Raw genomic sequence first — 24,462 nt, 5'->3', positions numbered from 1 at the left:
CATCTCCTCCCGCGGTCCGGTCAGGCCAGCATGTTATGCATGGGATCGGCGTTCGCCGTATCGAGTGGAGGCGGGGCGTGATCCGGCGGCTGGGGGCCGGTGTCGGGGGCCAGCATGTCCTCCCCGAGGAAGGCCACGGCCTCGTTGACGAGTGCGTCAGGATTCTGACCGCCGAGGTAGGGTTCGGTCTTGATCAGGTCGGCCTGGATCAGGATCTCGTCGGAATAGGCTGTGCCGCCCGTGTAGATGATCTGGCCGGCATCGACATCGACGATCCCGGCATAGTTAACCAAGTTGTTCGAACCCGTGGAGATCGTCCAGTCGGCGTCCGAATCGGCCGTGAACTTGCTCTTTGCGAGCGCGACCTGGTCGCTGTCACCGAGAATATTGGTTTGCTTGACATAATTAAGGTTGATGAGGTCGCCTGAAATATACAGCACCCTCAAGCCGTTCATCCCCGCGAACGCGCCATCCTGCAGCACGTCGTCCGGGAGCGATTTTTTCCCGCCTGCGAGGTCGCCGAAAGCGTCGAGATAGGACTTCGGCATCGGGTTGACCGTGGCTGCGCCACCGGCCTCCACGATGGTCGCTTCATTCCATAGCAGGTTTCCGTCGGTCGAGGCCGAGCCCTTGCCGGTCGTGCCGAAACCCTCGACGGCGCCGAGCAGGTCGTTGTCGAGCAGGATGTTCATCTGCTGGATGACATTGGCGTCGTAGACGCTGCCGCCGATGAAGATGAGATCGTAGTATTGTCCGAGCTCCGCGAGCGAGACGTTGTTGATCGCGGTATTGTCGCCGGTGATGATCGACGTCATCGCGCCAGCGGCCGCCAGAATGGCCGTGTCTTCGTCGCTCATGAACGTGAATTGCTCGAACCAGTTCATGATCAAGAGGTCGCCCTTGATCTCGGTGATCGCCCAAGCCTTGGGAAAGTCGCCGGTTCCGGCATGCTCTGCATTGCCGGGCTCGGGGTCGAGATGCTTGAACATCGCGATGTTGAAGGCCTCGGTGGGTTTCCCCGGATCGAGGTTCCAACCATTGAGGGCGGGGCTTACGAGATCGTTGTCGCAGAGGACATTGATCTGCACAACCGCATTGAGCTCGACATGGTCGCCGGCGACGGCGAGCACATGCGACTGCAGCCAGTTGCTCGTCAGCTCGACGGAATTGATCAGTGTGTTGCCGCCCGCTTCCAGTTCGACCGATGCCTTGATCGCGACCTGGCCCTGGCCCGCGGTAAAGTTGCCGCTGGCCTCGGTGGACGTCGCGGGCTTCTCCTCCGTCGATTCCTCCGGCGGCGGCAGATAGTCGTTGAGATCCGGAGCTTCCTCTACGAGCTCCCCGTTGACGAAGATGCCTTCGAGAACCTCGGCCTTCGCGACAACGGTGTCTTCCTGTCCGTCCTGTTCGGCGGTGAAGGCATCAAGCTTCTGCACGGCAGTGCTGATGAAGGCGGCAATCTCCTCCGGGGAGCCGGGAACCTCCTCGCCGCCAAGCGGGGAAATCCGCTGCGCCGTCTCGATGAGGTCGTTCAGGAGCGCGCTGTTGTCCACCCGCAGGGAGAACTCCAGGCCGTGATCGCCAAGGTTGACGGAATCGTTGTCGGAAAGTCGGATCTGTTGTGTTGCGTAGACCGCCGTGGATCCGGGCGGATCGATCTCAAATTCGGGTGCGCTCGCGGACGACGAATTCGAGCTGTAGCGGGCGAAAACGTGGGGATTGTCGATGTCGCTGGCCGGGCTCGAAACCGGTATTTCCGGGGGACGCAGGCCGGGATGCAGGCCGGGGGTCGGCTCTGTCCCAACCGGCTCGGCCGGGCGGTAGGGAATACGAGGGTCGAAATCCTTGAGCTCGTAGGATGCCTTTACCGTGACCGGCACGGAAGGGAGCTCTGGTGTTTCCTCCTGCGCTTTCTGGTGCGCCTTGAATTCTTCATAGGCGTCGCGCAGGCGAATTTCTTCAAGAGCGATTGCGAACAGCCCGATGAAGTGGGCGATGGCCTCGGTCGTCTTGTCGAAATACAGGGTCATTGTCAGCCCCCTTTTTTATTTCGGTGCTGTTGGACTGCGCGGGGGTAAACCCGCGCAGTCCAGTTCAATGCCCGATTGCGAAATGCGAACCGGTAGGCGCCGCACCGTCAAGCGGCGTCGTCGTCTTCGCCGATGGCCGTCGAGCTGTAATTGCCGCCGACGACCGTCATGTCGATGGTGTTGCCCTGCAGATTGGCGCCAAGCACGATCTGCTGGTTGAAGGCGTTGGTGTCGATCACGGCATCGGCCGTTGCCGAGGAGATTCCTTCAAGGAAACTATCGTCGCCATTGTAGGAACCCCAGGTCCCGCCCGAGCCACCTGCGCCGCCTGCACCGGTCGTTGCGATGCCGCCTGCACCGCCTGCGCCGCCTGCGCCGCCCGTGGCTGCACCGCCTGCACCGCCGCCAGCCAAGGCATCGCCAGCCCATGCACCAGTGAGGGCAAAGCCGCCATCACCAGCGCCGCCGGTTGCCGCACCGCCGGTCCCGGTTCCGCCCGTGGCGCCGCCGGAGGTTCCGCCGTTCGCGTTGGCACCGCCGCCACCGCCGCCACCGCCGCCGTAACCAGCGCCGGCACCGATACCCGAGCCAATGCCAAGGCCTGCGCCAAGTGCACCGCCGCCGTCACCGGCATCGTCCGAGCTGCCGCCGTTGGCATTGCCGGTCCGACCGACAGCAACGCTGTTGCCGCCATCGTTGTCGCCGCCGTCGCCGCCGAAGTTCAGGATCGGGATCGAGAAGTCGTCGACATCTGCGCCGTCACCGCCGTCGCCAGCATCCTCAGCTTCCGCTTCGTCGCTCTCGACGTCACCCGAGTCGCCGCCGTCGCCGGCTTCGCTATCGCCACCTTCGCCGCCAGCTGCCGCGCCGACGCCAAGACCGAGGCCGAGGCCGAGGCCGAGGCCGAGACCGGCACCGCCGGCACCACCGGCACCGCCCGTTGCACCACCGCCATTGGCGTCACCGCTGCTGCCACCGGTTCCGACACCGACGCTTGCTGCGAGGCCGCCTTCGCCGTCGCCGCCATCTGCGTCGCCGTCATTGTCGGCGTCGCCGCCGATCGCCTTGCCACCGGCCGCGAAGCCGCCAACCGCGAAGCCGCCGTCGCCGCCGTCGCCGCCGTCGGCATCGGCATCGCCGCCGCCCTCGCCGCCGTCACCGCTGGCCGTGATGCCATCGCCTGCCGTGGCGTAACCGCCGTGGGCATTGCCGCTCTGCTCCAGGTTGCCGTCGACCGAGACGCCCTCGAGGTGGTCGTCATCCGACATGATGGCGGACTGGCTGAAGACGTTTCCGACGTCGTTGCCCTCGCCGTTGAGCGAGCCGTTCAAGATGTCCTTGAAGCTGACGCTGGCCATGCCGTCGATGGTCGAATGGTCGATGTCGACGAAATCGTCATCGCTGGGCTGCCAACCTTCGAGGTCGAGATCCACGTCGACGTCGACGTCCACGTCCGTCTTGCTCTCCACGTCGACCTTGGTCTCGTTCTTATTGAGGTTGGCGTTGAGGTTGGCGTTGCCGTTCAGGTTGCCGTTACCGTTACCGTTCAGGTTGCCGTTACCGTTCAGGTTGCCATTACCGTTCAGGTTGCCATTGCCATTGCCATTGTGGTTGCCATTGTAGGATTCACTGTACTGCGACTGGCCCTGCCCCTGGTCCTGTCCTTGGCCCTGCCCCTGGTCCTGCCCTTGGCCCTGCCCCTGGTCCTGTCCTTGGTCCTGTCCCTGACCCTGCTTCTGCAGTTCCAGCTGTGCCTGAAGCTCGGCCTGAGCCTGGTCCTGCGTCTGATCCTGTGATTGGTCTTCCCAGGGCCACAGGAAAGTCTTGTCGTTGCTAGCCATAATGGTCTTCCTCAGATTGAGGCCGCGCCAGCCAAGCCGCTTTTTTCTCTCACGCAGCTAAGGGGTGTGCGGTCCAGTGTTGAAATGTACAAAGCTATCTCAGTGAAAATTTTGATCGCCGGGCGGCCAAGCGCGACCGGAGATCGAATGTTCAAAATATGGTGGTAGATGCCCTCCTTCATGCTGGAGCAGCTTGTCGGGCCTCTCGAAGGGCAGCTGCGCATCCGGCGCAGTGGCGGTCCCCTGGCTCGAGCCTCCCTGCTCGTCATTTTGCCCGGGCAGTCTGTTGCCAAGTCTCAGGAAATGTAAGCTGTCAGTTCGAGCTAGCCCCGTAGGGTAGTCGTGACGGGTGGCGGTCAGCCACTGGTTGATGCGTGGCAGAAAGAATTTTCGCGAAGAGGCAATTCTTAAGAATGGATTTGCAGCTCTACTCCCTTAGGGCTACTTGCAGCCGGCAAGGTTAGGGCCCAAACCTATTTACCCGGAAGACATAAATGGAAGCGGATATGAGCGATCCCGACGGAGACGTTCGGCAACGGCAACCAGCTATGAAGAGATTTCACGAGATTCTTCTTTTAATCGGGCAGCTGAACTACACGTGGACCAACACGGAAAGTCTGCTCATCTACCTGATTGCGGGCCTTGCGAATGTGGACAAGGAAACCGCGGTCATTATCTTCCTGACGCTGAACACGACTCGCGCCCGTATCGAGCTCGTCGAGCGCCTCGCCAAGATGGCCAAGACGCCATCCGATCGCAGGCAGGAGATCCTGGCGGCGACACAGCAGCTGGGACGGCAGGCGAAGCTCAGGAACAAATACAGCCATTGCATCTATTCCTTCGACGAGACCGGAGACCAGGCAAGCACCCAGCTGATGGCCATCTTCGACAGCAAGGATACGATCAAGTATGGCAAGATCGAGCAGATCGACGATGCGGAATTGGCAAGGATCAGCGAGGCGATCGATCAGATCATGAAGATCAACAAGGGAATCTGGGGCATCGTCGAGCGGTATTCCTTCCCGCGCTGACGGCCGGCGGGCGCGCCCTGCTGGATACTTTCCTTGCGAGCCGATTCACGGATGCGCGGGACCGCAGGTCCGGGGCATTCCTGGCAATGTCTGGTGAGAGACTTGAGGAGAGGGAGCCAGCACCGAAACCCTTTCATCTCTTTTAGGATTCTTATGGCGCTGGCTCATCTTCAACCAGATGAACGTGATACAGCTCATCTGCGGGTTTCGATATTTTCTATTTCTTTTTCAGTATAATTGGGAGACAGGGGTTTATCCTGTCATAAATTCTTACGTCAAAAAATGATATGTCATACGATTAGTCATGATAATGTAATATAAATACTTCCGAATCTACGCAGGACACTATCCGGAGACGCCAAAACACCGTGCGACCATTGCAGTGTGATCCGGAATGTGGGGAAGCGATAGATACCAATTATGGTTAGTCTCGGCAGCCGCTTGACGGATCGGCTTCATCTGCGGCGCCGGTGCTGCTGGGGCAAAGAGGTTGCCGTGGCGGATCGGGCGCCGGCGAAAAGAGATCGGTGCCTGGCCGCGTCCGCGATCCCACTCGTCATGCGCGTTAACACAATGTTAACATTGTGAATCCGTTACGGCCGCAGCGACCCTCCGTATTGCCCCGGTGTCAGATCCGGCCAGCGTGGATTCTTTCGGTATCAAGTCAGGCACAAAGCTGCTGCGGGAGCTGGAGCGGGGTGCGCGGGCGCTGGCACGAGGGTCGGAAATAGACTGCGTGCCAGGGGCGATAGCCCTTTGTTGGTATCGCTGGCGGCAGCGGCGGGCTAGAACGTGCGGGGTCGCGATCTACATCCTAGGCTTGAATGTCGTCGCGACCCCGCCGTTTCCGCCCCAGCTCTTGGTCCGCCGATTACCCCTGAAAAGCAAAGGGTGCTCGAACCCGGCGGAAAGTGCACGGCTGCTTCCCGGCTTGTCCAAGGCTTTGGATGGATAGGCCCAAAATTGGTTCGTTTTCGGACGATCTAGACGGCTTCACCCCGTCAATCTAACCCGTTTGGGCTGTTTCATATCCCCCATATTTACGATACATTAGTCATTACGAATTTTTCCGCCGTGGAGAGTTCGTTTTTTATTCGAATAAATTTTTAAACACAGGCGTTCTTCAAGAGGGGTCTTACGCCCATAAGAATTCAGGGGACGCCCAAGGAGGGATAAATGTATCGTGAGAGCTCTACCCTGAGCAATTTTGAAGATAACAACAAGGTTTTAGCAGAGAAAAGTAAGATCGTAATGCTCGCCAAGGCGGACCTGCTTGCTGAATGCCTGACGCAAGCAATCGGCACCCGCTTCCAAGGGCATGAGGTGGTGAGCCTATCGGAAGCCGATAGTCTGCTCGATGGAAATCTCGTCGACGTTGCACTGGTCATGCTCTACCGCATGCCGGCAAGCACTTTCCCATCGATCATCAGAATGATTCATGAATTCCACCCCAAGGCCTCGATCGGCGTCGTGGTGGAGAACGCCGACGAGCTCGACACGTCGATCGCCGGCTTCGTCGATGAAGGCCTGATCCATGGCGTGCTGCCCTTGAACCTGCATCTCGATGTCTGCCTGACCGCCATCGACCTGCTGATGAAGGGCGGCGAGCATTTCCCCGCAGCGTTGCTTCGGCGTTTGGCGCCGCGGGGGTTTGGGGGAAACAGCTCTGCCGTGCAACGGCCGCCGGTCGTCGAGGCCATCGAGGCCGAACGGAGGGGCGAGAGCGGCAGGAGTGTGCTGACGACCCGTGAGATCCAGATTCTCGATCTGATCTGCATGGGTACGCAGAACAAGATCATCGCCGACCGGCTCGGGCTTTCGGAAAACACCGTCAAGGTGCATGTCCGCAACATCTACAAGAAGATGAACGTGCGCAACCGCACCGAAGCGGCGTCGCGTTATTTCCGGCATGAAGGCGATCTGAGCCCGCCGCGGGGCCGCTGGTCCAACTGATATGACGGAAACGACATTCGTGCCGCGCGCCCGGCCCGACGCGCGGCACTTCACCTGAACGCGCGTCGGCCTCACTCGGCTGCTGCCGGCGGGGTGTCGAGCGCGCCGCGCCGGATCTGGTCGGCCTCGATCGACTCGAACAGCGCCCGGAAATTGCCCTCGCCGAAGCCTTCGTCTCCCTTGCGCTGGATGAATTCGAAGAAAATCGGCCCGATGACGGTCTTCGAGAAGATCTGCAGCAGGATCTTCGTCATGCCGCCGTTCAGCACGCCCTCGCCATCGATCAGGATACCGTGCTTCTTCATCCGCTCGATCGGCTCCTCGTGGCCGTGGACGCGCTCGTGCGACATCTCGTAGTAGGTGTCCGGAGGTCCGGGCATGAACTTCAGACCGTTTTCCGCCAGCCGGTCGGTCGCGTCGTAGATCGCCTCTGTGCCGACGGCGATGTGCTGGATGCCCTCGCCCTTGTATTTCTTCAGATACTCCTCGATCTGGCTTGTATCGTCCTTCGACTCGTTCAGGGGGATGCGGATCTTGCCGCAGGGGGAGGTGATCGCCCGGCTCAACAGCCCGGTGATGCGGCCATCAATGTCGAAGAAATGGATCTGTTTGAAGTTAAACAGCTCGCGATAGAAGGCCCACCACTTGTCCATGTTGCCGCGATAGACGTTGTGGGTCAGGTGGTCGAGATAGTAGAAGCCGACGCCGGCGGGCCTCGGATTGCGTTCGCCCAGCCATTCGAACTCGGCGTCGTAGGCGGATCCTTTGGCGCCGTAGGTCTCGACGAAATAGAGAAGTGAGCCGCCGATGCCGACGATCGCCGGCACGACGAGGCTCTTGTCATTGCCGGTATAGGGTTCGGCGCCCTTGGCGACGGCGTGCTCGAAGGCATGCTTCGCGTCGACGACGCGCCAGGCCATCGACGGGGCGCAAGGGCCGTGCTTGTCGACGAAGCGCATCGCATGCGAGCCGGGTTCGGCATTCAGGATGTAGTTGATGTCGCCTTGCCGCCAAACTGTGATGTTCTTCGTCCGGTGTCTGGCAACCGGCGTGTAGCCCATGCGACCGAAGAGTTCCTGAAGCTTCTCCGGCTCCGGATGGGCGAACTCGACGAACTCGAAGCCGTCCGTGCCGGCGGGATTGTCTGCCGAGATGGTTGCGGGCGGGGCATCATGCGGGAACGGACCCATCGAAAATCTCCTCTCGTTCCTCCGAACTTTGTTGGAGTATGGCGCAGATCCGATGCATGATGCTTGTATTCTTGCGCGAATCGGCGCAGATCGTGCATGAATTGTGCAAAATACGATGCCGGGGTGCATGAATGAATCAGCTTGACGGATTCGACCTCAAAATTCTCGACGAACTGCAGCGCGACGGGCATCTGACCAACAACGAACTCTCCGAGCGGATCGCACTCTCACCGTCGCAGTGTTCGCGGCGTCGATCGCGGCTCGAGGCGGAAGGCTTCATCACCGGCTATCAGGCGCAGATCGACCGGCAAAAGCTCGGACTCGATCTGATGGTGGTGATTTCGGTGACGCTCGCCACCCATAACCGAGACAACGCCAAGCGTTTTGCCAAGCTGATCTCGGGGCTGCCCGAGGTGCTGGAGGCCTATGCGCTCACCGGCGAGATGGACTACCATCTGCGCGTCGTGACGCCCGACCTCGCCGGCCTTTCGCGCTTCGTCAACGACGTGCTGCTGCCGCATGACAGCGTCCAGCATGTGAAGACCTCGATCGTCCTGGAGACGCTGAAGAGTTTCGAGGGCCTGCCGATTCCCGAACGCATGAAGCCTTCATCGTTTCATTGAAACGGTGAAATGATCTAACTCTTTGAAATTACGCAATTCCGGGCGGAAAACCGTTACACACTTTTCCTGGAATTGCTCTAGCTGTCGCCGGGGCGCCTGGTGTTCTTCATCGCCCGTTCCACGGCCGACAAACCCTTGGAAAGCGCCGCCATCTCTGGCGCCCCGAGCATCGACAGCAATTCGGCCTGATAGGTGCTCGCCAGCGCCGTCAGTTCCTTGTACGCCTGCTGGCCGGCGGGCGTCAGCGCCAAGTGCTCGAACCGGCGGTCGCGGCCATCCTCCTCGCGCTTCAGCCAGCGCCGCTGCTCGAGGCCGAAGACGGCGCGGCTCACCTTCGTCTTGTGCATCGATGAATGGGCGCCGATCTCGGTCGCCGTCATGCTGCGGTCCGAGCTGCCGAGGGCGGCCAATGTTCGCCACTCGGGCCGGGTCAGCGCGAAACGCGCCTTGTATTGCGCGGCAAAGCGCAGCGATACGAATTCCGCCGCCCGGTTGAGCCGGTAGGGGAGGAAGGCCTCGAGTTCGAACACCTCGGTCAAGCAATCCCTCCGCCGTTGATAGTTACAAAATCAATAGTTACGATTGTAACTAATATGCGGTACTGAAGAGGAGATGCAAACCATGTTGGACAAGGCGGAAAAGCGCCGCGGCGGAGCGACCGGCGAGGAACAGGCGCTCGCCTACATGCCGGGTTTCGGCAACGACTTCGAGACCGAAAGCCTGCCCGGCGCCCTGCCGCAGGGGCAGAACAGCCCGCAGAGATGCAATTACGGTCTCTATGCCGAACAGCTCTCCGGCTCGCCCTTCACGGCGCCGCGCGGCACCAACGAGCGCTCATGGCTCTACCGCATACGGCCGAGTGTGCGACATACCGGCCGCTTCACGAAGATCGATTACCCCCACTGGAAGACGGCGCCGCATGCCGCTGAGCACTCGCTGGCGCTTGGGCAAGTGCGCTGGAACCCCCTGCCGACGCCGACCGAGGCGCTGAACTTCCTTGAAGGTATCCGCACGATGACGACGGCGGGCGACGTGCTGACGCAGGTCGGCATGGCGGCACATGCCTATGCCTTCAATTCCGACATGGAGGACGACTATTTCTTCAACGCCGATGGCGAGCTGATGATCGTGCCGGAAACGGGAGCGATCCGCGTCTTCACCGAACTCGGCAAGATGGACGTGGCGCCGTCGGAGATCTGCATTGTGCCGCGCGGCACGATGTTCAAGGTCACCCGGCTCGGCGAGGAAGAGGTCTGGCGCGGCTATATGTGCGAGAACTACGGCGCCAAGTTCACGCTGCCGGATCGCGGTCCGATCGGCGCCAATTGCCTGGCCAATCCGCGCGACTTCAAGACGCCGGTCGCCGCCTTCGAGGACAAGGAGGCGCCGTGCCGGGTGCAGGTGAAGTGGTGCGGCTCGTTCCATGTCGTCGATATCGGCCATTCGCCGCTCGACGTCGTCGCCTGGCACGGCAACTACGCGCCCTACAAATACGACCTCAAGACCTTCTCGCCGGTTGGCGCGATCCTGTTCGACCATCCGGATCCGTCGATCTTCACGGTGCTGACTGCGCCCTCGGGGGAGGAGGGCACGGCGAACATCGATTTCGTCATCTTCCCGCCGCGCTGGCTGGTCGCCGAGCACACCTTCCGCCCGCCCTGGTACCACCGCAACATCATGAGCGAATTCATGGGACTGATCCAAGGCCGCTATGACGCCAAGGAAGAAGGTTTCGTGCCGGGCGGCATGAGCCTGCACAACATGATGCTGGCGCATGGGCCGGATGCATCCGGCTTCGAAAAGGCGACGAACGGCGAGTTGAAACCGGTGAAGCTCGACAATACCATGGCCTTCATGTTCGAGACCCGTTTCCCACAGCAACTGACCCGTTTCGCCGCCGAACTGGAGACGCTGCAGGACAATTACGTCGACTGCTGGACCGACCTCAAGAAGCGCTTCAACGGGACGCCGGAGGGCGATTGGTCTTGAGTGCGCGCCTTGTCTTGCTTGGCAGCAAGGGCGGCCCGGCGATCCGGCCAGGCGGTCCCTGGCCGACATCGTCGCTGCTCGAGATCGCCGGCCGCACGATCGTGGTCGACTGCGGGCTCGGGGTCACCCGTGGGCTGACCGATGCCGGCGTGTCGCTCAAGGCGCTGGACCTGATCGTCGTCACCCATCTGCATTCGGACCACGTCCTGGAACTCGGGCCGCTTATCCATACCGCCTGGACAGCGGGGCTCGCGCATCCCGTGCGCGTCTTCGGACCCGCCGGCACGCAGGCCTGTTGGCAGGGCTTCCTTCAGTCGATGGCCTTCGACATCGACATTCGCATCGTCGACGAGGGCAGGCCGGATCTGCGTAGGCTCGTCGAGGTCGTCGAATACTCAGACGGTGACGTTTTTTCGGAGGATGGCCTCACCGTATCGGCGCTGCGTGTCGACCACCCGCCGGTCACCGACTGTTTCGCACTGCGCTTCGATCATGCGGAAGGCACCGTCGTGTTTTCCTCCGACACGGCCTATTTCCCGCCGCTTGCCGATCTTGCGCGCGGCGCCGACATTCTCGTCCACGAAGCGATGCTCGCTGCAGGGGTCGACCGTCTGGTGGCGCGCACCGGCAACGGCGCGCGGCTGAAGGAACATCTGCTTGCAAGCCACACATTCGCCGAACAGGCGGGCGCGATCGCAGAGGCGGCCGGCGTCGGCCGGCTCGTATTGCATCATCTCATTCCAGCCGACGACCCGGAGATCTCACAAGCCGACTGGGTCGCGGCGGCGCGTAAAAGCTGGCAGGGCGCCTTGACGATCGCTTCCGACGGCCTTGTTGTGGAGTTTGCGGACGATTCGTCCGTGTAGAGGGAGGACTGCATGAAACTGGCGACACTCAAGGACTCCACACGCGACGGCAAGCTCGTGGTGGTCTCGAAAGACCTGACCCGGTGCTCCGAGGTGGGGCACATCGCCCGCACGCTGCAGGCGGCGCTCGACGATTGGGCCCATGCGGGCCCCCGGCTGGCGCGCGTCGCCGAGGGAATGGAGACCGGATCCCAGCCGACGATGCGTTTCCATGAGCACGATGCGGCGTCGCCGCTGCCGCGGGCTTTCCACTGGGCCGATGGTTCGGCCTATGTCAATCACGTCGAACTGGTCCGTAAGGCCCGCAATGCGGAGATGCCGGAGAGTTTCTGGACCGACCCGCTGATCTATCAGGGCGGCTCCGACAGTTTCCTCGGGCCGCGCGACGCGATCGTCATGGCCGACGAGACCTGGGGCATCGACATGGAGGGCGAGGTCGCCGTCGTCGTCGATGACGTGCCGATGAGCGCGACGCTCGAGGAGGCGCGGCAGGCGATCCGCCTCGTCATGCTCGTCAATGATGTTTCGCTGCGCGGTCTCATCCCCGGCGAACTCGCCAAGGGTTTCGGCTTCTACCAATCGAAGCCGTCCTCCGCCTTCTCGCCGGTGGCGGTGACGCCCGACGAGCTCGGCGACGCCTGGGACGGGGGCAGGCTGCATTTGCCGCTTCGCGTCGATCTTAACGGCAAGCCGTTCGGCCGGGCCAATGCCGGCATCGACATGACCTTCGATTTCCCGCAGCTGATTGCGCACGCCGCGCGCACCCGGGCGCTTTCGGCAGGCACGATCATCGGCTCCGGAACCGTTTCCAACAAGCTCGACGGCGGACCGGGCAAGCCGGTCGCGGAAGGCGGCGTCGGCTACTCCTGCCTTGCCGAACTGCGGATGATCGAAACGATCGAAAGCGGTTCGCCTTCGACGCCTTTCCTGAAATTCGGCGACGTGGTCAGGATCGAAATGAAGGATAGGGCCGGCCATTCGATCTTCGGCGCCATCGAACAGAAGGTGGAAAGATACGAGCGCAGTTGAGGCCCGTAGTGCCATTCATGGAAGTCGGAACGGAGGCAGGAATGGCAAACGAAACCGTCCTCTACGACTATTGGCGCTCGTCGGCGAGCTATCGGGTCCGGATCGCCCTCAACCTCGTCGGTGAAAGCTACCGTTCCGCCCCGGTCGACTTGCTCGCCCAGGCGCATCGTGCGCCTGAGCATCTCGCCCGCAACGCGCAGGGGCTCGTTCCCGTTCTCGATATCGATGGCGAGCGTCTCACCCAGTCGCTCGCCATCGTCGAGTATCTCGCCGAAACGAGAAAGGGCAGTGGATTTCTTCCGGAGGACGTGATCGGACGCCAGCGCGTGCGGGCGCTGTCCTATGCCATCGCCATGGAAATCCATCCCGTCTGCAATCTCGGCATCGTCGCCCATGTGGTGGCGGGTGCCGAGGATGGAGAGGCGGCGCGGCGCGCCTGGATGCGGAAATTCATCGGCGAGGGCCTTGCCGCCTTCGAGCGATTGCTCGATCACCCCTCCACCGGAAGCTTTTGCCACGGCGAGAGTCCAAGCATGGCGGATATCTGCCTCGTGCCGCAGGTCTACAATGCGCGCCGCTGGGAGGTCGATCTTTCCCTTTGCCCCCGGATCGTCGCCATCGACACCCGTTGCGCCGAAGTCGATGCCTTCGCAAGAGCGCATCCCGACCGATCGAAGCCTTAACTTCCCTCGGATGCTTTTCAGAACGGCTGCCCGTGGTCCGTTCGGTCCATCGGATGTCGCGAATGGATCGGCGGGTCGGAAAGCGTCACGGTAGTTTTCGCGTGACTGCCCGTATAAGGGGGCGCGGAAACACCTCAAGAACGAGAGATCATCGATGAAAAGCTATGTGCTGACCGTCACCTGCAAATCCACCCGCGGCATCGTCGCTGCCGTCACCGGCTATCTCGCGGAGAAGGGTTGCTACATCAGCGACAGCTCGCAATTCGACGACCTCGAGACGGGCCTGTTCTTCATGCGCCTCACCTTCATCAGCCAGGAAGGTGCGAAGCTCGAGGAACTGCGCGAAGGCTTTGCTCCTGTCATCAAGCAGTTCGGCATGGCGATGGAGATCCGCGATTCCGAAGAGCGGATGAAGGTGCTCTTGATGGTGTCGCGCTTCGGCCATTGCCTGAACGACCTGCTCTACCGCTGGAAGATCGGCGCGCTGCCGATCGACATCGTCGGCGTCGTCTCCAACCACTTCGACTACCAGAAGGTGGTCGTCAACCACGACATCCCCTTCCACTGCATCAAGGTGACCAAGGAGAACAAGCCGAAGGCGGAGGCGCAGCTGCTGGAGTTCGTCGAGCAGACCGGCGCCGAGCTGATCGTGCTCGCCCGCTACATGCAGGTCCTGTCGGATGCGCTTTGCAAGAAGATGTCGGGGAAAATCATCAACATCCACCACTCGTTCCTGCCGTCCTTCAAGGGCGCCAACCCCTACAAGCAGGCCTATGAGCGCGGCGTCAAGCTGATCGGCGCGACCGCGCACTACGTCACCGCCGATCTCGACGAGGGTCCGATCATCGAGCAGGACATCGCCCGCATCACCCATGCCCAGTCGGCCGAGGACTATGTCTCGATCGGCCGCGACGTCGAAAGCCAGGTGCTGGCCCGGGCGGTCCATGCCCATATCCACCACCGTACCTTCATCAACGGCAACCGCGTCGTGGTGTTCCCGCCGAGCCCGGGTTCCTACGCTTCCGAGCGCATGGGCTGACGCGTCCGCACCAGCCGGCGGCCTGCCAATAGGCATGGTGCCGCCGGCGTTGCCTCGCAGCGTGCGGTGGCTATAGTCGTCTCAAAGCTTTTGGGAGGACTAAGATGAGCAATCGTGATCCGGTGGTAATCGTTTCGGCGACGCGCACGCCGATGGGCGCCTTCCAGGGCGGTCTCAAGGATCTGACGGCGCCGGAACTCGGCGCCATCGCGCTGAAGGCGGCACTCGATCGCGCCGGCCTCGGCGCGGTCGACGAAGTGCTGATGGGCAATGTGCTGCCCGCCGGCCTCGGGCAGAACCCGGCCAGGCAGGCGGCGCTCGGTGCCGGCCTCGGACAGGAAACGCCGTCGACGACGGTCTCCAAGGTCTGCGGCTCGGGCATGAAGGCGCTGATGCTCGGCCATGATGCGCTTGTCTCCGGCAGCGCGTCGCTCGTTGCCGTTGGCGGCATGGAGTCGATGACCAATGCGCCTTACCTCCTGCCGAAGGCGCGCGGCGGCTTCCGGCTCGGCCACGGCGAGGTCAAGGACCACATGTTCCTCGACGGGTTGGAGGACGCCTATTCCGGCCGCCTGATGGGCACCTATGCCGAAGACACCGCCCAGCACTATCAGTTTTCCCGCTCCGACCAGGACGCTTTCGCGCTGCGTTCGCTCGAACGGGCCCTGAAGGCGGCGGATGACAACTCTTTCGCCGATGAGATCGTTGCGATCACCGAGGGCGGCAAACGCGGAACTGCCAATCTCGACCGCGACGAGCAGCCGCTGAAGGCCGATCCGGCGAAAATTCCGAAGCTGAAGCCCGCCTTCCGCGACGGCGGCAGCGTCACGGCCGCCAATTCCTCATCGATCTCCGATGGCGCCGCGGCGCTGATCGTGATGCGCGCCAGCGAGGCTGAGAAGCGCGGATTGACGCCGCTTGCGATCGTCGCCGGCCATTCCGGCCATGCGCAGGAACCCGCCTGGTTCACAACGGCGCCGATCGGCGCCATCGACAAGCTCCTGGACAAGCTCGGCTGGGAAAAATCGAGCGTCGGCCTCTACGAGATCAACGAGGCATTCGCCATCGTCGCCATGGCGGCGATCCGCGACCTCGGTCTTTCCGACGACATCGTCAACATCCATGGCGGTGCTTGTGCCCTCGGCCACCCGATCGGCGCCTCCGGCGCCCGCATCGTTGTCACGCTGCTCCATGCAATGCGCGCGAACGGCGTCAAGCGCGGCATCGCCTCGCTCTGCATCGGCGGCGGCGAGGCAACGGCGGTGGGACTGGAGCTGCTGCAGTAGCGCAGTCCCCTCCCCAACCCCTCCCCACAGGTGGGAGGGGCTCACCGGGCCGCACCGTCCCGCGCAACTCAGGGTCTGACAAAGTAGCGACGGCGGAGGTCATGCGCCAAGGGAGCCGCTAGATCATTTCATCGTTTCATTGAAACGGTGAAATGATCCAACTCTTTGAAATTACGCAATTCCGGGCGGAAAACCGTTACACACTTTTCCTGGAATTGCTCTAAGGAAGCCCCTCCCGCCTGTGGGGAGGGGTTGGGGAGGGGGCTTTTCCGAGGTGTCAGCCCCGCCCGCCTCAAATATGCAACGCGTGCCCCAACCCCTTGAAGGCCGCCTCCTGAAACGCCTCCGACTGCGTCGGATGCGCATGGATCGTTCCGGCGATATCCTCCAGGCGCGCGCCCATTTCTATCGCCAGCGCGAAGGCGGAGGAAAGCTCCGAGACGGCATGCCCGACAGCGTGGATGCCGAGGACGAGGTGGTTGTCGGCGCGCGCGACGATGCGGACGAAACCATCCTCGGAAAGCGTCGTCATGGCGCGGCCGTTCGCCTGGAAGGGGAATTGGCCGATCTTGATTTCGATGCTAGCCGCGCGTGCTTCCTCCGGCGAGAGACCGGCGCTGACGATTTCCGGATCGGTAAAGCAAACTGCCGGAATGCAGCGCTTGTCCCAGCTCCGCTTCTGGCCCGCGACGATTTCCGCGACCATTTCGCCCTGCGCCATGGCTCGGTGCGCGAGCATCGGCTCGCCGGTGACGTCACCGATCGCATAGATGCCCCGCATCGAGGTTCGGCACTGGTCGTCGATGCGGATGAACTTGCCGGAGCGGTCGAGATCGATCTCCTCCAATCCCCAGCCTTCGACGACGGGCCTGCGACCGACCGTCACGAGGACCTTTTCGGCCGGCACCTCGAAGGCGCGGCCGGCCTCTTCGGCAAGCAAGCCGCGCCGGTCTGCCGACAGGCGCTTGGCGGCGGTGCGGGTGAATACCTCGATCCCAAGTTCGCCGAGCCGCTTCATCACCGGCTTCGAGAGATCGGCGTCGTATTGCGGCAGGATGCGGTCCATGGCTTCCAGCACCGTCACCTTCGAGCCGAGCTTGGCGAAGGCCGCGCCGAGTTCGAGACCGATATAGCCGCCGCCGATGACGGCGAGCGTCTGCGGAACCTCTTTCAATGCCAGCGCCCCGGTCGAGGAGATGACGTTGTCGCCGAACGGCAGGTCGGGAAGTTCGACGGGGGCCGAGCCGGTGGCGATGACGATCGCCTCGGCGCGGATACGCTGGACGCCGGTTTCCGTTTCTACGTCCACCGTCTTGCCATCGACGAAGCGGGCCTCACCGACAACGGCCTTGACACCGGCCTTCTTGAGGAGGCCCGAGACGCCGCCGGTCAGGCGGCCGACGATCCCGTCCTTCCAGGCGACGGTTCGCTTGAGGTCGATAGCCGGTGCCTCGAGCGACAGGCCGAGCGGGCTCCTGCCGGAGGCGGCAACGCGAAGCTTGTGAAACTCCTCGGCCGCATGGATCAGGGCCTTGGAAGGAATGCAGCCGACATTGAGGCAGGTACCGCCGGCCTTTGCCTTCTCGACGATCACGGTGTTGACGCCCAGCTGTCCCGCCCGGATCGCGCAGACATAGCCGCCGGGGCCGGCACCGAGCACCAGGAGCTTGCAGGAAATTTCCTTCATGGTCGCGTCACCCTTCAACGAAAATCAGTGCCGGCGTTTCGAGCAGCGTCTTCAGGCGCTGCACGAAGGTGGCGGCATCCCAGCCGTCGATGACGCGGTGGTCGAAGCTCGACGACAGATTCATGATCTTGCGCGGCACGAACTGCGACCCGTCCCATACGGGGCGCACCGCAATCTTGTTGACGCCGACGATCGCCACCTCCGGATGGTTGATCACCGGCGTCGAGGCGATGCCGCCGAGCGCACCGAGCGAAGAGATGGTGATCGTCGAGCCGATCAGTTCGTCGCGGGTCGCGGTGCCGGTCCGGGCCGCTTCGGCCAGGCGGTTCAATTCCGCCGCACAATCCCAGATGCCGCGGGCCTCGGCGTGGCGCACGACCGGCACGGTGAGGCCGGCGGGCGTCTGGGTGGCGATGCCGATATGGACGGCCGCGTGGCGGTGGACGATGCCGGCGTGATCGTCGAAGATGGCATTGACGCCCGGCTGGTCGGCGACCGTCCTGACCAGCGCGCGCATCAGGAAGGGCAGGATCGTCAGCTTCGGCTGATCCGGCTTGCGGTCGCGGTTCATCGTCGCGCGCAGCTCCTCGAGCGCCGTCACGTCCACCTCCTCCACATAGGTGATGTGGGGGATGCGCGACGTGGAGAGCGACATCTTCTCAGCGATCCGCCGCCTCAGTCCGGCTATCTTGATCTCCTCGACCGTCGTCTTACGGGTGAGGCCGACCTGGGCCGGCATGGGCTCGGCGCCGCGGCCGATGAAGAGGTCGAGGTCCTCGTGGGTGATGCGGCCGGCGGGGCCTGTGCCAATCACTTGCCGGAGGTCGACGCCGCTCTCCCGGGCGCGCAGCCTTATGGCCGGCGAAGCCAGCGGCTTCCTTGCTGCCTCCGCCTCGCGTGGCGCCGGTGCTGGCCGGGGTGCGGCCTTCTCAGGTTCGGCCGGCGCCTTGGCCGCCGGCGGGGTGGAGACGGCGACAGGTTCTTCCCGCACAGTTTCGGCGAGTGCCTCCGGAACGCTGTCCGCGGGTGGTTCGCCATCTTCGCCGGCGGTCTCGATCCTGACCAGCGGCGCCTTCACCGCGACCGTATCGCCGATCTCGGCGCCGAGCCAGAGCACCTTGCCGGTGACCGGCGAAGGGATCTCGACCGTCGCCTTGTCGGTCATGACGGCGGCCAGCACCATGTCCTCGCGGACCGGATCGCCCGGCTTGACGTGCCATTCGACGAGCTCGGCCTCGGCGACGCCTTCACCGACATCCGGCATCTTGATGATGAATTCGCCCATTGCCTCAGGCCTCCATCGCTTCGGTCAGCGCCCGCCCGACGCGCGCCGGGCCCGGGAAATAATCCCACTCCTGGGCATGCGGGTAGGGTGTGTCCCAGCCGGTCACCCGGACGACTGGGGCCTCGAGGTGGTAGAAGCAGTGCTCCTGAACGAGAGCGACGAGTTCACCCCCGAAGCCCGAGGTCAGCGTCGCCTCGTGCACGACGACGCAGCGTCCGGTCTTGGTGACCGACTGCACGATCGTCTCGAGATCGAGCGGCAGCAGGCTGCGCAGATCGATGACTTCCGCATCGATGCCGGTTTCCTCCACAGCTGCCAGCGCCACATGCACCATCGTCCCATAGGCGATCACGGTGACCGCCGAACCCTTGCGGCGGATTTCCGCCTTGCCGATCGGGATCGAATAGTGACCCTCCGGCACGTCGCCGAGCGCATGCTTCGACCACGGGGTCACCGGGCGCTCGTGATGGCCGTCGAAGGGGCCGTTGTAGAGCCGCTTCGGCTCCAGGAACATCACCGGGTCCGGATCCTCGATCGCCGAGATCAGCAGGCCTTTGGCATCATAAGGGTTCGACGGCACGATGACCTTCAGGCCACAGACATGGGTGAAGAGCGCTTCAGGGCTCTGGCTGTGGGTCTGGCCGCCGAAGATGCCGCCGCCGGTCGGCATGCGCACCACGATCGGACAGGTGAAGTCGCCGTTCGAGCGATAGCGGATACGCGCCGCCTCCTGGGTGAGCTGGTCATAGGCCGGGTACATGTAGTCGGCGAACTGGATTTCGACGCAGGGCTTCAGGCCGTAGGCCGCCATGCCGATGGCGGTGCCGACGATGCCGGATTCGCTGATCGGCGCATCGAAGCAGCGGGTCTTGCCGTACTTCGCCTGGAGCCCTTGGGTGCAGCGGAAGACGCCGCCGAAATAGCCGACGTCCTCGCCGAAGACGACGACGTCCTCGTCGCGCCCCATCGAGACGTCCATGGCGCTGCGCACCGCTTCGATCATTGTCATTCTGGCCATGTCAGTACCCTGCCTTCTGCCGCTGGCGGCGGATATGCGGCGGCATCTCGGCATAGACGCCCTCGAAAATGTCGCGCACCGACGGCCTGCCGCCGGCGTGCAGCGTGCCGTGGCTTTCGGCTTCCTTCTGCGCCTGGATCACCTGATCCATGATCTCGGCCTCGGCCTGGGCATGGCGCTCTTCCGACCAGGCGCCGCGCACGATCAGGTGCTTCTTCAGCCGCAGCACCGGGTCGCCGAGCGGCCAGGCTTCCGATTCCGTCTTCGGCCGGTAGGCGCTCGGATCGTCCGAGGTCGAATGGGCGCCGACCCGGTAGGTCACGTATTCGATCAGCGTCGGACCGAGATTGCGCCGCGCCCGTTCCGCGGCCCAGCGGGCCACGGCATAGACGGCGAGGTAGTCGTTGCCGTCGACGCGCAGTGCCGGAATGCCAAAGCCCAGGCCGCGCGCCGCAAAGGTGCCGGAGCCGCCTCGGGCGATGCCCTGAAAGGTCGAGATCGCCCACTGATTGTTGACGATGTTGAGAATGACCGGTGCCTTGTAGGTGGAGGCGAAGACCAGCGACGAGTGGAAATCCGACTCGGCCGTCGAGCCGTCGCCGATCCAGCCGGCGGCGATCCGGGTGTCGTTCTTGATGGCCGAGGCCATCGCCCAGCCGACCGCCTGGACATATTGGGTGGCGAGGTTGCCGGAGATCGTGAAGAAGCCGTGCTCCTTCGAGGTATACATGACCGGCAATTGGCGGCCGTGGCAGGGATCGTTCTCGTTCGAGAAGATCTGGTTCATCATCTCGACCATCGGATAGTCGTCGGCGATCAGGAGCCCCGCCTGGCGATAGGTCGGGAAATTCATGTCGCCCTTGCGAAGCGCTCTTCTGAAGGCGCAGCTCACAGCCTCCTCGCCGAGATGCTGCATGTAGAAGGAGGTCTTGCCCTGGCGCTGCGCCATCAGCATGCGGGCGTCGAAGGCGCGCAGCATCATCATGTGGCGAAGACCCGTCAGGAGTTCCTCGTCCGAGAGCAGGCCGGCCCAGGGGCCGACAGCCTCGCCCTCGCGGTTGAGCACCCGGATGATGGAGTAGGCGAGATCGCGGATCGTTTCCGGCTCCACGTCGACCTCGGGCCGCGGCACGGAACCTGCCTTCGGAATCTTGACTGTGGAGAAATCGGGCTGATCGCCCGGCCGGACGGCCGGTTCGGGGATATGCAGACTCAATCGGCTGAATTCATCCATGCGGATTCCGGCCTCCCTTCCGGATTGCGCGTCGCGCATTGGTCAACCGTTGAGCGAAAAGCCCCGCAGCCGTGCGACGTCGATGACGACGGACAACGGCCCGCAGGCGCTGCTCCGCCCCGGGCCGACCGGCCGTCTACAACCCTCGTTCTCCCAAAGGGTTATGCCTACAGACTGCCACGACTCCGGGGTTTGATGAAGGCCTTTCGGCAGCGATCCGGGTGTCCGGGCGAAGAAAGACAGATTCGTGCCGGCGCCCGCTCGGGGCCGATCGCGGAGCCGTGACGGTGCCCCGGCGGCGCGTAATTTTCTTTCGTGACCGGCTTGGGGCAACGGACCTGAAATCGCGCTCAGACGGGCGGCGCGATCTCGATCGGCATGCCGTTTCTCGCAGAAGGGCAGGCGGCGGTCTTCCATCGCTGCATTTTCGGCGGCCGGGATCAAGCCAGTAAGAGATCTCTCCGGCCCGTCATGCACAGCTCCATCCTCGCCGGCGCGTTCTGTCTTTTTCCGATAAAAATACGAATTGCCCGCTTGACAGGCCGGCAGGCTTCGATGTCTGTTGAAAGCAAGGTGCGGGGCCGCAGAGCAGGCGTACGCTGACACAAATCCTACCGATATCGACGAGGCGGACAATGAGCGGACTTCTTGCAGGCAAGCGTGCGGTGATCACGGCCGCAGCACAGGGTATCGGCCGCGCGGCGGCCGAGGCGTTCCGGCGGGAAGGGGCGTCGGTGATCGCGACCGATATCAACGAGGACAAGCTCGCCGAGCTCGCGACCACCGGCGTCGACGTGGCGAAGCTCGACGTGCTGAGCGAAGCGGCGATCGCCGATTTTGCCGCGCACACCGGTGCGATCGACGTCCTCTTCAACTGCGCCGGCTTCGTCCATGCCGGCACGATCCTCGAGGCGAGCGAGAAGGACTATGATTTCGCCTTCGACCTCAATGTCAAATCGATGTTCCGGATGATCCGCGCCTTCCTGCCGGGCATGCTTGAAAAGGGCGGCGGCTCGATCATCAACATGTCGTCGGTCGCCGGCGTGCCGATGGGCGTGCCGAACCGCTTCGCCTATTCCGCCAGCAAGGCGGCGGTGATCGGCCTCACCAAGTCCGTGGCGATCGATTACATCGGCAAGGGCGTTCGCTGCAACGCGATTGCGCCGGGCACCGTGCAATCGCCGTCGCTCGAGGAGCGGATGCGGGCGCAGGGCAACTACGAGGAGGCACGCGCCGCCTTCATCGCCCGCCAGCCGATGGGCAGGCTCGGCACGCCCGAGGAAATCGCCGCGCTCGCCGTCTACCTCGCCAGCGACGTTTCGGCCTATACGACCGGCCATGTGCATGTCGTCGATGGCGGCATGAGCCTCTGAACGCGGGCCTTTTCGTCGCCTGCGGCAATGACTATGCTGCGGCGCATGCCTAAAGCCGACACCGAGCTTCGCCCCGTCCTGCGCATCGATTTCCCGCCCGAGGATCGCCTCGGGCGCGGCAAGATCATGCTTCTCGAACTGATCCGCGAAACCGGATCGATTTCCGCCGCCGGCCGCGCCATGGACATGTCCTACCGGCGCGCCTGGCTACTGGTCGATGCGCTCAATCGGATGTTCAAGGAGCCGGCGGTCGAGTCGCAGCGCGGCGGCAAACAGGGCGGAGGTGCGGCGCTCACCGCCTTCGGCGAGGCGCTGATCGAGCGCTTTCGGGCGATGGAAGCAAGGACCAGGAAGGCGATCGCGGAAGACCTCGATTGGCTCGAGGCGGCGCGGGCCGGCGAAGCATCGCACCGGACGGAAAGCTCATCCCAGAAACGACCTGCGCAATCGTCCTAATAGTCCAGCGCCACGGTCTTGATGATCGCGTGGACAGGCTTGCCGGGCTCAAGGCCGAGCGCCTCACGGGAGAGGCTGGTGATGCGAGCGATGATGATATTGCCGCCGCAATCGACGCGCACGTCGACGCTGCCCTCCCGGGCCGGCGAAAGATCGACGATCCTTCCTTGGAGGACGTTGAGGGCGCTGATCCCTTCCGGCTTCGTCGTGGCGAGCATCACGTCGCGCCCGGCGATATAGAGGCGGAGCCGACGGCCCGGCGCCGTGACGAGATGCGGTATGCGGATCAGGCATTCGCCGGCGCGCACTATCGTCAGGTTATGCGCGGCATCATGGCTGTCGACCGTGCTTTCGATCAAGGCGCCCGTCTCCCGCCGCTCAAGCGCGCCCGTCGGTCGGCTGAGAATGGCGGCGGCCGTGCCGGATGCCTTGACCCGGCCGTTCTCCACGACGACGACGCGTTCCGCCAGCCGTGCCACCTCCGCGACGGAATGGCTGACATAGACGATCGGTATCCGCGTCTCGTCGCGAAGCCGTTCCAGATAGGGCAGGATCTCCGCCTTTCGCGCCTCGTCGAGGGCGGCGAGCGGCTCGTCCATCAACAGGAGCCGCGGTGCGGCCAGCAGCGCCCGGCCGACGGCCACGCGCTGGCGCTCGCCGCCAGAGAGCGTCGAGGGGCGCCGGTCGAGCAGGTCGCCGATGCCAAGCATATCGATGATCTTGGCGAACTCGGAGCCGGATTTGCCGACGCCGGCGAACCAGCGCCCATAGGCGAGATTCCTGCGGACGCTCAGATGCGGAAACAGCCGAGCCTCCTGGAAGACGCAGCCGAAGCGCCGGCGGTGGATCGGCGTGAAGAGCCGCTTCTCGCTGTCGGCTATGACGTCGCCGTCGAGCACGATGCGGCCCTGGTCGGGTCTCAGAAGCCCGGCGATGATGTTGATCAGCGATGTCTTGCCGGAGCCGGAACGACCGAAGAGCGCCGTCACGCCGCCCTCCGACCGGAATGCGGCGTCGATTAAGAAGGAGCCGATGCGGTGACGCGCTTCGACCTCGAGGCTCATGCGGCGACCGTCCGTCGCGCCGCGGCGGCGGCAAGAACTTCGGACAGCATCAGCGCCGTCATCGAGATGACGATCGAGATGACGGCGAGGCGCATGGCGCCGGCGTCGCCGCCCGGAACCTGGGTGAAGCTGTAGATTGCGGCGGACAGCGTCTGGGTTTCGCCCGGAATGTTGGAGACGAAGGTAATCGTCGCGCCGAACTCGCCCATCGCCTTGGCGAAGGAAAGGATCATGCCGGCGACTATGCCGGGAAGGATCAGCGGCAGGGTCACGGTCAGGAACACCCAGATCGGATTGGCGCCGAGCGTTGAGGCGGCGTCTTCGAGCTTGCGGTCGACCGCTTCGATCGACAGCCGGATGCTGCGCACCATCAGCGGAAAGCCCATGACGGCGCAGGCGAGCGCCGCACCGGTCCAGCGGAAGGAAAAGACGAGGCCGAAATTCTCGGCGAGGAAGGCGCCGATCGGTCCGCGCCGCCCGAACAGCAGGAGCAGCACGAAGCCGGTGACGACCGGCGGCAGGATCAGGGGCATGTGGACCAGGCCGTTCAGGACGGACTTGCCCCAGAAACGCCCGCGCGCCAATGCCATGGCGACGAGGAGTGCGATCGGCAGGCTCGCAAGCATCGCGACCGTCGCCACCCGCAGGCTCAACCGGACGGCCGTCCATTCCGCGTCAGTGAGTGCCAGCCAGTCCAAGTTCGTGCTCCAGTCCTCCGTGACGTGCCGCGTCGCCCACGGATGACGTGAACGACGCGAACATGTTCTGCCCGCTCGACGGCAGGT

General features: G+C 63.5%; 21 protein-coding genes. 11 read left to right on the top strand and 10 right to left on the bottom strand.

Annotated features, from left to right (window positions below; translation table 11 throughout):
* Positions 1-20 precede the first annotated feature (20 nt).
* Both RHIBR816_RS0106655 and RHIBR816_RS0106650 read right to left on the bottom strand, forming a co-directional pair.
* Positions 21-2,030, bottom strand: coding sequence for a hypothetical protein (locus RHIBR816_RS0106655; RefSeq protein WP_018235759.1), 2,010 nt, complete (start codon positions 2,028-2,030; stop codon positions 21-23).
* Between the two features lie 107 nt (positions 2,031-2,137).
* Complete coding sequence (locus RHIBR816_RS0106650; protein WP_018235758.1) at positions 2,138-3,871, bottom strand: hypothetical protein; 1,734 nt, start codon at positions 3,869-3,871, stop codon at positions 2,138-2,140.
* Between the two features lie 506 nt (positions 3,872-4,377).
* On the opposite strand from RHIBR816_RS0106650, the gene RHIBR816_RS0106640 reads away from it, so the two are divergent.
* Positions 4,378-4,902, top strand: coding sequence for a hypothetical protein (locus RHIBR816_RS0106640; RefSeq protein ID WP_034816011.1), 525 nt, complete (start codon positions 4,378-4,380; stop codon positions 4,900-4,902).
* 1,176 nt (positions 4,903-6,078) lie between these two features.
* Complete coding sequence (locus RHIBR816_RS0106635) at positions 6,079-6,855, top strand: response regulator transcription factor (RefSeq protein WP_026186711.1); 777 nt, start codon at positions 6,079-6,081, stop codon at positions 6,853-6,855.
* Positions 6,856-6,926: 71 nt separating this feature from the next.
* Here RHIBR816_RS0106635 and hppD read toward each other — a convergent pair whose 3' ends face one another.
* Positions 6,927-8,045 carry a 4-hydroxyphenylpyruvate dioxygenase gene (hppD, locus tag RHIBR816_RS0106630; protein WP_018235754.1) on the bottom strand — a complete coding sequence of 373 codons (1,119 nt, stop codon included), beginning with the start codon at positions 8,043-8,045 and terminating at the stop codon, positions 6,927-6,929.
* A 131-nt stretch (positions 8,046-8,176) separates the two neighbouring features.
* On the opposite strand from hppD, the gene RHIBR816_RS0106625 reads away from it, so the two are divergent.
* A complete protein-coding gene (locus RHIBR816_RS0106625) occupies positions 8,177-8,668 on the top strand; it encodes an Lrp/AsnC family transcriptional regulator (protein ID WP_018235753.1) in 492 nt (163 codons plus the stop codon).
* Positions 8,669-8,745: 77 nt separating this feature from the next.
* Here RHIBR816_RS0106625 and RHIBR816_RS0106620 read toward each other — a convergent pair whose 3' ends face one another.
* Complete coding sequence (locus tag RHIBR816_RS0106620) at positions 8,746-9,207, bottom strand: MarR family winged helix-turn-helix transcriptional regulator (RefSeq protein WP_018235752.1); 462 nt, start codon at positions 9,205-9,207, stop codon at positions 8,746-8,748.
* A gap of 82 nt (positions 9,208-9,289) precedes the next feature.
* Between RHIBR816_RS0106620 and hmgA the strand changes: the two genes are divergently transcribed.
* The 6 genes from hmgA to RHIBR816_RS0106590 all read left to right on the top strand — a co-directional run bounded on the left by hmgA (position 9,290) and on the right by RHIBR816_RS0106590 (position 15,560).
* Positions 9,290-10,657 (top strand): homogentisate 1,2-dioxygenase, encoded by a 1,368-nt coding sequence (gene hmgA / locus RHIBR816_RS0106615; protein WP_018235751.1) that lies wholly within the window; start codon positions 9,290-9,292, stop codon positions 10,655-10,657.
* Positions 10,654-11,523, top strand: a complete 870-nt coding sequence (locus tag RHIBR816_RS0106610) for an MBL fold metallo-hydrolase (protein WP_034815031.1) — start codon at positions 10,654-10,656, stop codon at positions 11,521-11,523. The genes hmgA and RHIBR816_RS0106610 overlap by 4 nt, the downstream gene beginning before the upstream one ends.
* 12 nt (positions 11,524-11,535) lie before the next feature.
* A complete protein-coding gene (locus tag RHIBR816_RS0106605) occupies positions 11,536-12,552 on the top strand; it encodes a fumarylacetoacetate hydrolase family protein (RefSeq protein ID WP_018235749.1) in 1,017 nt (338 codons plus the stop codon).
* A gap of 41 nt (positions 12,553-12,593) precedes the next feature.
* Positions 12,594-13,235, top strand: coding sequence for a maleylacetoacetate isomerase (gene maiA / locus RHIBR816_RS0106600; protein ID WP_026186710.1), 642 nt, complete (start codon positions 12,594-12,596; stop codon positions 13,233-13,235).
* Between the two features lie 154 nt (positions 13,236-13,389).
* Positions 13,390-14,274: a formyltetrahydrofolate deformylase gene (gene purU / locus RHIBR816_RS0106595; RefSeq protein WP_018235747.1), complete on the top strand. Its 885-nt coding sequence runs from the start codon at positions 13,390-13,392 to the stop codon at positions 14,272-14,274.
* A gap of 104 nt (positions 14,275-14,378) precedes the next feature.
* Complete coding sequence (locus RHIBR816_RS0106590; protein ID WP_018235746.1) at positions 14,379-15,560, top strand: acetyl-CoA C-acyltransferase; 1,182 nt, start codon at positions 14,379-14,381, stop codon at positions 15,558-15,560.
* Positions 15,561-15,852: 292 nt separating this feature from the next.
* Here the strand turns inward: RHIBR816_RS0106590 and lpdA are convergent, their stop codons facing one another.
* The 4 genes from lpdA to RHIBR816_RS0106570 are packed head-to-tail and all read right to left on the bottom strand — an operon-like array spanning position 15,853 to position 20,784.
* Positions 15,853-17,247 (bottom strand): dihydrolipoyl dehydrogenase, encoded by a 1,395-nt coding sequence (lpdA, locus tag RHIBR816_RS0106585; RefSeq protein WP_018235745.1) that lies wholly within the window; start codon positions 17,245-17,247, stop codon positions 15,853-15,855.
* A gap of 7 nt (positions 17,248-17,254) precedes the next feature.
* Positions 17,255-18,532 carry a dihydrolipoamide acetyltransferase family protein gene (locus tag RHIBR816_RS0106580; protein ID WP_018235744.1) on the bottom strand — a complete coding sequence of 426 codons (1,278 nt, stop codon included), beginning with the start codon at positions 18,530-18,532 and terminating at the stop codon, positions 17,255-17,257.
* Between the two features lie 4 nt (positions 18,533-18,536).
* Positions 18,537-19,550 carry an alpha-ketoacid dehydrogenase subunit beta gene (locus RHIBR816_RS0106575; protein WP_018235743.1) on the bottom strand — a complete coding sequence of 338 codons (1,014 nt, stop codon included), beginning with the start codon at positions 19,548-19,550 and terminating at the stop codon, positions 18,537-18,539.
* Position 19,551: 1 nt separating this feature from the next.
* On the bottom strand, positions 19,552-20,784 hold the full coding sequence (locus tag RHIBR816_RS0106570; protein WP_018235742.1) for a 3-methyl-2-oxobutanoate dehydrogenase (2-methylpropanoyl-transferring) subunit alpha: 1,233 nt from the start codon (positions 20,782-20,784) through the stop codon (positions 19,552-19,554).
* A gap of 635 nt (positions 20,785-21,419) precedes the next feature.
* Here RHIBR816_RS0106570 and RHIBR816_RS0106565 point away from each other — a divergent pair.
* Both RHIBR816_RS0106565 and RHIBR816_RS33750 read left to right on the top strand, forming a co-directional pair.
* Positions 21,420-22,157: an SDR family oxidoreductase gene (locus RHIBR816_RS0106565; protein ID WP_018235741.1), complete on the top strand. Its 738-nt coding sequence runs from the start codon at positions 21,420-21,422 to the stop codon at positions 22,155-22,157.
* Positions 22,158-22,202: 45 nt separating this feature from the next.
* Positions 22,203-22,613, top strand: a complete 411-nt coding sequence (locus tag RHIBR816_RS33750; protein ID WP_052522721.1) for a winged helix-turn-helix domain-containing protein — start codon at positions 22,203-22,205, stop codon at positions 22,611-22,613.
* Here RHIBR816_RS33750 and modC read toward each other — a convergent pair.
* Entirely contained in the window at positions 22,610-23,677 is a 1,068-nt protein-coding gene (gene modC / locus RHIBR816_RS0106555; RefSeq protein WP_018235739.1) for a molybdenum ABC transporter ATP-binding protein, read from the bottom strand. The two genes, RHIBR816_RS33750 and modC, sit on opposite strands and share 4 nt — an antisense overlap.
* Complete coding sequence (modB, locus tag RHIBR816_RS0106550) at positions 23,674-24,375, bottom strand: molybdate ABC transporter permease subunit (protein WP_018235738.1); 702 nt, start codon at positions 24,373-24,375, stop codon at positions 23,674-23,676. The genes modC and modB overlap by 4 nt, the downstream gene beginning before the upstream one ends.
* Between the last annotated feature and the right edge of the window lie 87 nt (positions 24,376-24,462).

Source organism: Ensifer sp. BR816, from assembly GCF_000378985.1.
Taxonomy (GTDB): Bacteria; Pseudomonadota; Alphaproteobacteria; order Rhizobiales; family Rhizobiaceae; genus Sinorhizobium.
This window is presented reverse-complemented; position numbering and strand designations above follow the sequence as displayed.

Coding starts and splice junctions, on each gene's coding strand:
- lpdA (WP_018235745.1), bottom strand. CDS start 17,247: ATGAAGGAAATTTCCTGCAAGCTCCTGGTGCTCGGTGCCGGCCCCGGC.
- RHIBR816_RS0106625 (WP_018235753.1), top strand. CDS start 8,177: ATGAATCAGCTTGACGGATTCGACCTCAAAATTCTCGACGAACTGCAG.
- maiA (WP_026186710.1), top strand. CDS start 12,594: ATGGCAAACGAAACCGTCCTCTACGACTATTGGCGCTCGTCGGCGAGC.
- RHIBR816_RS0106650 (WP_018235758.1), bottom strand. CDS start 3,871: ATGGCTAGCAACGACAAGACTTTCCTGTGGCCCTGGGAAGACCAATCA.
- RHIBR816_RS0106640 (WP_034816011.1), top strand. CDS start 4,378: ATGAGCGATCCCGACGGAGACGTTCGGCAACGGCAACCAGCTATGAAG.
- RHIBR816_RS0106580 (WP_018235744.1), bottom strand. CDS start 18,532: ATGGGCGAATTCATCATCAAGATGCCGGATGTCGGTGAAGGCGTCGCC.
- RHIBR816_RS0106565 (WP_018235741.1), top strand. CDS start 21,420: ATGAGCGGACTTCTTGCAGGCAAGCGTGCGGTGATCACGGCCGCAGCA.
- RHIBR816_RS0106605 (WP_018235749.1), top strand. CDS start 11,536: ATGAAACTGGCGACACTCAAGGACTCCACACGCGACGGCAAGCTCGTG.
- purU (WP_018235747.1), top strand. CDS start 13,390: ATGAAAAGCTATGTGCTGACCGTCACCTGCAAATCCACCCGCGGCATC.
- RHIBR816_RS33750 (WP_052522721.1), top strand. CDS start 22,203: ATGCCTAAAGCCGACACCGAGCTTCGCCCCGTCCTGCGCATCGATTTC.
- RHIBR816_RS0106635 (WP_026186711.1), top strand. CDS start 6,079: ATGTATCGTGAGAGCTCTACCCTGAGCAATTTTGAAGATAACAACAAG.
- hppD (WP_018235754.1), bottom strand. CDS start 8,045: ATGGGTCCGTTCCCGCATGATGCCCCGCCCGCAACCATCTCGGCAGAC.
- RHIBR816_RS0106655 (WP_018235759.1), bottom strand. CDS start 2,030: ATGACCCTGTATTTCGACAAGACGACCGAGGCCATCGCCCACTTCATC.
- RHIBR816_RS0106590 (WP_018235746.1), top strand. CDS start 14,379: ATGAGCAATCGTGATCCGGTGGTAATCGTTTCGGCGACGCGCACGCCG.
- RHIBR816_RS0106575 (WP_018235743.1), bottom strand. CDS start 19,550: ATGGCCAGAATGACAATGATCGAAGCGGTGCGCAGCGCCATGGACGTC.
- hmgA (WP_018235751.1), top strand. CDS start 9,290: ATGTTGGACAAGGCGGAAAAGCGCCGCGGCGGAGCGACCGGCGAGGAA.
- RHIBR816_RS0106570 (WP_018235742.1), bottom strand. CDS start 20,784: ATGGATGAATTCAGCCGATTGAGTCTGCATATCCCCGAACCGGCCGTC.
- modC (WP_018235739.1), bottom strand. CDS start 23,677: ATGAGCCTCGAGGTCGAAGCGCGTCACCGCATCGGCTCCTTCTTAATC.